Below are 514 nucleotides of genomic sequence, written 5' to 3' on the forward strand. Positions count from 1 at the left end.
CGGCTGTGCCTGCTACATTCTGTGATGACTCTGGATAACTTTACTGATCGCAGTCGGCCTTGTGTCGGCGACGGATCTTTCAAATGTCTGCCCTATCAATTTGTTGGTAGGTGATTTGCCTACCATGATGATAACGGGTAACGGGGAATCAGGGTTCGATTCCGGAGAGGGAGCCTGAGAAATGGCTACCACATCCAAGGACGGCAGCAGGCGCGAAAATTCCCCACTCCCGGCACGGGGAGGTAGTGACGAAAAATACGGATACGGGACTCAATTGAGGCTCCGTAATTCGAATGAGTACAATTTAAATCCTTTAACGAGGACCAATTGGAGGGCAAGTCTGGTGCCAGCAGCCGCGGTAATTCCAGCTCCAAAAGCGTATATTAAAGTTGCTGCAGTTAAAAAGCTCGTAGTTGGATCTCGGGATCGAGCTGACGGTCCGCCGCGAGGCGAGCTACCGTCTGTCCCAGCCCCTGCCTCTCGGCGCCCCCTCGATGCTCTTAGCTGAGTGTCC

1 rRNA gene is annotated in these 514 nt (G+C 53.3%); it reads left to right on the forward strand.

Going from position 1 to position 514, the window contains the following annotated elements:
- Positions 1-380, forward strand: a 16S ribosomal RNA gene (locus DF185_RS23880); the annotation flags it as partial.
- Between the last annotated feature and the right edge of the window lie 134 nt (positions 381-514).

The sequence above is a fragment of the Marinifilum breve genome (genome assembly GCF_003202155.1).
Classification (GTDB): Bacteria; Bacteroidota; Bacteroidia; order Bacteroidales; family Marinifilaceae; genus Marinifilum; species Marinifilum breve.